Annotated in this window: 5 protein-coding genes; 2 read left to right on the top strand and 3 right to left on the bottom strand. The window is 55.0% G+C overall.

Features of this window, described 5'->3' with window-relative positions:
- Positions 1–408 precede the first annotated feature (408 nt).
- The 3 genes from dusA to BN873_RS03685 all read right to left on the bottom strand — a co-directional run bounded on the left by dusA (position 409) and on the right by BN873_RS03685 (position 3,357).
- The gene (gene dusA, locus BN873_RS03695) at positions 409–1,392 is read right to left on the bottom strand and encodes a tRNA dihydrouridine(20/20a) synthase DusA (RefSeq protein ID WP_048670684.1); all 984 of its coding nucleotides are present in this window, start codon (positions 1,390–1,392) and stop codon (positions 409–411) included.
- A gap of 68 nt (positions 1,393–1,460) precedes the next feature.
- Positions 1,461–2,243: a dienelactone hydrolase family protein gene (locus BN873_RS03690; RefSeq protein WP_048670682.1), complete on the bottom strand. Its 783-nt coding sequence runs from the start codon at positions 2,241–2,243 to the stop codon at positions 1,461–1,463.
- A gap of 91 nt (positions 2,244–2,334) precedes the next feature.
- Positions 2,335–3,357, bottom strand: coding sequence for a quinone-dependent dihydroorotate dehydrogenase (locus tag BN873_RS03685; RefSeq protein ID WP_048670680.1), 1,023 nt, complete (start codon positions 3,355–3,357; stop codon positions 2,335–2,337).
- 726 nt (positions 3,358–4,083) lie between these two features.
- Here BN873_RS03685 and BN873_RS03680 point away from each other — a divergent pair.
- On the top strand, positions 4,084–5,427 hold the full coding sequence (locus BN873_RS03680) for a sigma-54 dependent transcriptional regulator (RefSeq protein WP_082161075.1): 1,344 nt from the start codon (positions 4,084–4,086) through the stop codon (positions 5,425–5,427).
- A 141-nt stretch (positions 5,428–5,568) separates the two neighbouring features.
- A complete protein-coding gene (gene uvrC / locus BN873_RS03675; RefSeq protein WP_048670678.1) occupies positions 5,569–7,395 on the top strand; it encodes an excinuclease ABC subunit UvrC in 1,827 nt (608 codons plus the stop codon).
- The last annotated feature ends 10 nt before the right edge of the window (positions 7,396–7,405 follow it).

The raw sequence follows: 7,405 nt of genomic DNA, 5'->3' as shown, positions 1-7,405 counted from the left end.
TAGCTGATCCCGCTGCCGGATCGCCAGTACATGAAGTCGAAAATCAAGTGAATAGGCCATCCCTATAGAATAATCAGAATTATTCAATCTTGCTATAAGATTTCGGTTGTCTGCGGTACAAATCGATTTCTTTTAAAATCAGATCGTTAGAGATCAAACTGCGTAACTCCTAACACAATCGAATTTACAATCTCGAAGATACTTGCCGAACCCGCCACGATTACGCAGAGGAAAATCTGGCCTGATTCGACGTATAGCCCTGAACGTGCTGCGCCACAATAGCCCCCGCACGATAGCATTCGCCGCCGCAAGCTCCGCGCCGCCATCAACGATGACGACCGGTCACGCTGGCTCCTCGGCTAGCCCTCTCCAGCTTCCCCCATAGTGCAATTACCCTGGGAATATCCATTAAGCACCGACTGCGAGAGCTTCCGGCACTAACCGCAACGCGGTAGTGAGAACCTCCACACCGGCGTTGGCGTGGTGGGTATTTTCACTCAGAGAGCGCCGCCAAGCGCGTGCGCCCGGTACACCCTGAAACAAGCCCAGGATGTGACGGGTCATGCAATGGAGTGGCGTACCGGCTTGCAATTGCTGCTCGACATAAGGCAGCAAGCGGTGAACGATGTCGTGGCGTGTGGGGATCGGCTGGCTTGTCCCGAAAAACCGCTGATCGACCTCCGCCAGCAAGTAGGGATTCTCATACGCAGCACGGCCGATCATCACCCCATCTACCAGCGCTAAATGTTCCGCCATCTGTTGGATGCTCGCTACGCCACCGTTGAGAATGAAGCGCAGTTCGGAAAAATCCTGTTTCAACCGATAAACCACATCGTAACGCAACGGTGGAATTTGTCGGTTTTCCTTGGGGCTGAGGCCAGTCAGCCACGCTTTACGGGCATGGATGATCAACGTGCGACAGCCAGCCAGCGCAATACAGCGCACGAACTCGGCCAATTCTTCATAAGAATCGCGGTCGTCGATACCGATGCGGGTTTTGACTGTAACCGGCAGATCGACCGCTGCTTGCATCGCGGCCACGCACTCCGCGACCAATAAAGGTTCGGCCATCAGACAGGCTCCGAACCGGCCGGATTGCACCCGGTCGCTGGGGCAACCGACGTTCAAATTGATCTCATCGTAGCCCAAGTCGGCGGCAATGCGAGCACATCGGGCCAGGTCGGTGGGATTACTACCACCCAGTTGCAGCGCCAGCGGATGCTCGGCAGGATCGTAAGCCAGCAACCGCTCCCGATTGCCGTGCAAGACGGCACCAGTCGTGACCATCTCCGTGTAAAGCAACGTGTGCCGGGTCAGCAAGCGCAGGAAAAACCGGCAATGGCGGTCGGTCCAATCCAGCATGGGCGCGACGCTGACACGGCGGTCGAACATTCCCGTCTCCAACCGAGATCGGCGGGCAGTAAGCGGATGCTCGCTTCGCTGTCCCGCCCTCACGTTGATTACTTCTTAGCGAACAACTCGTTGAAGAATTGCTGCATGGCGCTCCAGGATCTGGTGTCAGCGGATGCGTTATAAGCGGCACCTTTACTGTTGTCGCTGCCATTGGAGGGGTTGGTGAAGCCATGCACCGCGCCACCGTAGGCAATCAATTGCCAGTCAACACCGCCGGTTCGCATCTCCTGCTCAAATGTCGCCACATGATCAGCCGGTACATAAGGATCGTCCGCCCCATGGAGCGCCAATACCTTGGCATGGATATTTTTGGCATCTTGCGGGGTAGGGGTATCGAGACCACCGTGAAAACTGACCACGCCAGCGAGATCGGCACCGCTGCGCGCCAGTTCCAGGACCGTGGTGCCTCCGAAACAATAACCGATAGCGGCGATTTGATTACCAGCCACGGCCGCCTGCGCTTTGAGCGCCGCTAGCCCTGCCGTCGCTCGCGCCCGTAGCAGCGGCCGATCCTGCTTATAGGAACCGGCGAGTTTACCGGCTTCCTCACGGTTGGCGGCAAGCTTGCCATCGCCATAGATATCGGCGGCAAGGGCTACATAGCCCAGTGCAGCCAGTTGTTCAGCGCGACGCTTGGCGTAATCGTTCAGCCCCATCCATTCATGTACCACCAAGATGCCGGGAAGCGGTCCTTTAGCATCCTTGGGATAGGCTAAATACCCGACCAGCCGGGTTTCGCCTTGACGGTATTCGACCGTTTTAGTCTCAATAGCCGCCTGGCTTAACGCGGCGGGCAGCAGGCCCAACAGCAGCAACAGGAATTTGCGCATAGCGATATCTCCTTCGGGGGTGGGCAGTGGACGATAACCCGACTGTAAACCATAGATCCGCAGCGATGGGTTCCCGTTTAGTATGGATCGCTCAGCGCAAAGCCGCGACCGCTTCGCAAATTAAGGCTGGACCACGATAGATGAAACCGGTGTAAATCTGTACCAGGCTGGCGCCGGCGGCGATCTTCGCGGCTGCGTCGGCGCCACTACAAATGCCACCGACCGCGATGATGGGTAATTTACCAGCGAGAACGTCGGCCAGTTGCCTAACCACCGCCGTCGAGCGGGTGTGCAGGGGTGCTCCACTCAAGCCACCACTCTCCTGGGCGCTGGGTAATCCTTCCACGCCGGATCGCGAAAATGTGGTGTTGGTGGCGATGACAGCCTCGATTTCGTGGCGTACCAATGCCTGAGCGACCGTCACGACATCCTCTTCGGCAAGATCCGGGGCGATCTTCAGCGCTAACGGCACCTGCCGACCGTATTGGCTGGCTAATCTCTGCTGTTCGGTTTTCAATGCCTCCAGTAAACGATCTAATGCTGCACCATACTGCAAATCACGCAATCCTGGCGTGTTTGGCGAGGAGATGTTAACGGTAACGTAGCTTGCCCATGGATACACTTTTTGCAAACCGATCAAATAATCATCGACCGCTCGCTCGACGGGTGTATCGGCATTCTTGCCGATGTTGATGCCTAAGATCCCTCGGTAACCACTGCGCCGCACCTGCTCTACTAAATAATCAACACCTTTATTGTTGAAGCCCAGCCGATTGATCAGGGCCTGGGCCTGGGGTAGCCGAAACATTCTTGGCTTGGGATTGCCTGGTTGTGGGCGGGGCGTCACAGTACCGATTTCAATAAAGCCAAAGCCAAACGCCTCCCAAGCGGCAATGCATTCGCCATTTTTGTCGAGGCCGGCAGCCAAACCCACCGGATTCGGGAAATCCAACCCCATCACCCGGCGCTTTGCGCTCGGTTGTGAACCTGGCAGCAAACCGCCTAGTTTTCCGAGAGGACTGTTAAAGGTTTGGCGCAAAAACCGCAAAGTCCAGTCATGGGCAGTTTCAGGATCAAGCTGAAACAAAAGAGTACGTAGAGTTGGGTAGAGCATCCTAATTCCCCTATCAGCAAAGTGCTGTAAGGCACGGTAAACAGGGCGTTGGAAAAACAGATTACCGCAGGACTGAACGGAAGAGCTGGACCATAGTCCGACACTCTGGCGGATTTTTTAGATAAATGTCTCTTTTTTGAGAGTCCATGGGGAATCTTACGATTATGCTGCAATAATCGACTGCTATCCGCCCCTTGGCTAGCATAAAGGGACCTATCCAGTCCTCCGCTGGCGACCGAACAGGTAGCCCAGCAACCTTTTTGTTGTTTTAAGGTATAAATTTTATCTCATTAATGAGAGATAAAGGAATGATTTTTGCTGCCATACATATAATCAATAGAGACAAGATTGAGATTTTTAAGTAACAAAATTCATCGATTCCAAAACAATAAAACGGCTAATTAAGCTATTTTTCATTGCAACTGGAACTTTTATAAGGCATTATTTTATAGATTCCGGTAAGGCACAGAGCGAAAATTACCGGAGACGAGCCATGGAGGGTGAAAATGACCCCTCGGGCGGCGGATGCGCAAGCCTCAGTTGCTAGCCTCGTGTCAAGAGTGCATAAAACATGATTTGCGCGGTGGTGTACGGTTACACGGGCGGATCATTATCAACGTGATCGTTGAGCGTTTTTATCCGTGTTTTTTGGGGCCTGGAACTGCATGTGAGAAATCCGCTATGGATTTCTTTGAATGTCCTATCAAGTAGACAATGGGTAAAGCCATGCGCAAAGTTTTGATCTTAAGCACCGCTGCATTAGAGGAGAGTATGCTGGAAAAAATCTCTGCCTCGGATTGGGAAGTCTACTCAGCACAAGAGGCGACTCCAGCAAGAGCGCTATTGACCGAGCACACGTTTGAAGTGGGCTTAGCCATTTTACTGAGCTGTGAATCAGAGCGGGCGATTCAGTGGTTGATTGATTTGATCCTGGCGCGCCGCAAAATGCAGTGGGTCATGGTGCTATCACGGCAGTGCCTAGAGCGCAAGTTGCTTTCCACCGTCATCGCCGAGCATTGTTACGATTACCATACCCTGCCTATCGAGCCGCAACGCTTGATCGTGACCTTGGGCCACGCCTATGGCATGGCGACCTTGACCGAGAGCACCCTTCGGCAGCAGCGGGAGCTGGAGTCGCAGTACGGGCTGATCGGCAATAGCTTGGTCATGCAGACTTTATTTCGCGGGATTCAAAAAGCGGCCGAGGTGGATGTCCCGGTCTTGATCACCGGCGAGAGTGGTACCGGTAAAGAACAGTCGGCCCGCGCGATCCACGAGTACTCGGCGCGAGCAGCGTCGGCGTTTATCACCATGAACTGTGCCGCTTTACCGGTCAGCCTGATTCAGTCGGAATTGTTCGGGCACGAGAAGGGTGCATTTGCTGGTGCCAATGATCGCCGCATCGGCTTAATCGAATCCACAAGTGGCGGTACTCTGTTTTTGGATGAAATCGGCGATCTCCCTTCCGAGGTCCAGGCCAATTTATTACGGTTCCTGGAAGAGAAAAAGATCCATCGTCTCGGTGGCACCAAGCCGATTCCCGCCAATGTTCGGATTATCGCCTCCACCAACACGCATCTCGAACAAGCGGTTCGAGATGGTCGCTTTCGCGAAGATTTGTATTATCGGCTCAACGTGTTACATCTGCGAACACCAAGTCTGCGCGAACGCAAGGGCGATGTTGAGTTATTGGCGAGGTACTTCTTTACCAAATTCACCGCCGAAACCAAGACCTCCGCCAAAGGCTTCAGCCGTGATGCTCTAGAGGTCATCAACCGCTACGATTGGCCGGGTAACGTGCGGGAACTGATGAACCGTATCCGCCGGGCCGTGATGTTAAGCGAAGGGCCACATATCATTCCCAGTGATATGGAACTGGAGCGGCGCTCACTAGGGCGGGGATTCGTTACGCTGGATGAGGCGCGGATGGCGGCGGATCGTGAAGCCATCCAGGCCACCTTGCTACGCACTCGGTTCAATATCGCCCGCGCGGCCCAGGAATTGGGCGTTTCGCGGATGACGTTGTACCGTCTGATGGAGAAGTACGACATCAGGCGGGATAACACCTGAGCGAGTCCCCGTCATCAACAAGCTACGGCCCCGCTAAGGGGCCGTGGTGCCTCCGCCAGTTTCCATTCGATCCCGAAGGCTATCCTGGCCTGACGCTGAGGTTTTTAACCGAAAGACGGGCTGCAATAGCGCCACACGACGATAGCTGTGACCCCAAGCCCTTTTGATTTCAAGGCTTTCCTCAAAACGGTGGCAGCATTGCCCGGCGTCTATCGCATGTTAGACGCGCAGGGCACCATCCTCTACATCGGCAAGGCGCGCAATCTCAAGCAACGAGTTGCCAGTTATTTTCGGGAAAACCACGCCTCAGCCAAGACACGCAGTTTGGTCGCGCAGATCCGTACAATAGATGTAACGATCACGCACACCGAGACCGAGGCGCTGATCTTGGAAAGTACACTGATTAAAGAGCATCAGCCCCGTTACAATATCTTGTTGCGTGATGATAAGGGCTACCCGTATATCCATCTCTCTGCCGGTGATTTTCCCAGGCTCTGCCTACATCGCGGCGCCAAGCGCGCGGCAGGTCGCTATTTTGGCCCCTACCCGAATGCCAACGCTGTGCGCGATACCATGCAGTTGCTGCAAAAGGTGTTTCGGTTGCGCCCCTGCGAAGACAGCTTTTTTTACGGCCGTTCTCGCCCGTGTTTGCAATATCAGATCAAGCGTTGCACCGCCCCTTGCGTCGGCTTGATCGACCGCAACGGTTATCGACAGCAACTACAGGACGCTGTTTTGTTTCTTGAAGGCAAGAGCGGCCAAGTTATCGCCGATCTGGCAGAACGGATGGAAACCGCAGCGACAACCCTCAACTTTGAAGCCGCAGCGCTCTGCCGCGACCAAATCGCCGAACTGCGTCAGATCCAAGAACGCCAGCACGTCGAGGGTGAAAACGGCGATGTCGATGTGATCGCCTGCGCCCTCCGTGGAGGGGCGGCCTGCTTACAAATTTTTATATTTCGTGCCGGGCGCTTGTTAGGGAATCGGGCCTTTTTCCCCCGATTACCCGGAGAGGAGGATTTACCAGCCGTGCAAGCGGCTTTTTTGGCGCAGTATTATCTGGACAAGGAAATTCCGGGCGAAATCTTGCTGAGTACCCTCCCAACTGATGCGGACTTACTGGCTCGAAGCCTATCGGAGCGGGCCGATCGAGCGGTTATCATCAGTGCTCGACCTCGTGGTCAGCGAGCGCACTGGCTGGCGATGGCCACTCAAAATGCGGAACATGCGTTGGCCGCGCGTTGGGCCAGCCAGGCCGGGACTAAGCGCCGACTGGACGCTTTGGGTGAAGCGTTGGGGTTTGAGGGCAAACTCTCGCGTCTGGAATGCTTCGACATTAGCCATACGCATGGAGAAGCGACTGTCGCTGCCTGTGTGGTATTCGACGAAGAAGGCCCGCGTAAATCGGATTACCGTCGCTACAATATTGCGGGAATCACCCCCGGCGATGATTACGCCGCGCTGCATCAGGCATTGCACCGACGCTATGTGCGCCTACAGCAAGAAAAGGCCCGTTTACCGGATATCCTCTTCATTGATGGCGGCAAAGGCCAACTGTCTCAGGCGGGCGAGGTTCTGGCCGAGTTGTGTATCGCTGGGATTATGGTGATCGGGGTCGCCAAAGGGCCTGAGCGCAAACCGGGCTTGGAGACGCTTTACTTGTTCGCTGAAAATCGGCCTATTATACTGCCAGCCGATTCGGCCGCCCTCCATCTGGTACAGCAGATTCGTGATGAGGCGCACCGCTTTGCGATCACCGGTCACCGCCAGCGCCGAGCCAAGGCACGCACGGTATCAACCCTTGATAGTATTCCCGGTATCGGACCCAAGCGCCGACAGGTGTTGCTCAAACAATTCGGCGGGTTGAAACAGCTTTCGCGAGCGGGTATTGAGGATATTGCCCAGGTGGCAGGGATCAACGCCGAACTCGCACAACGGATCTATGACGCCTTTCACGACAAAGGCTAAGTGCGCCCCG

Source organism: Candidatus Competibacter denitrificans Run_A_D11 (genome assembly GCF_001051235.1).
Taxonomy (GTDB): Bacteria; Pseudomonadota; Gammaproteobacteria; order Competibacterales; family Competibacteraceae; genus Competibacter_A; species Competibacter_A denitrificans.
The sequence above is the reverse complement of the archived record's forward strand: the minus strand, read 5'-3'. Positions and strand labels throughout refer to the sequence as shown.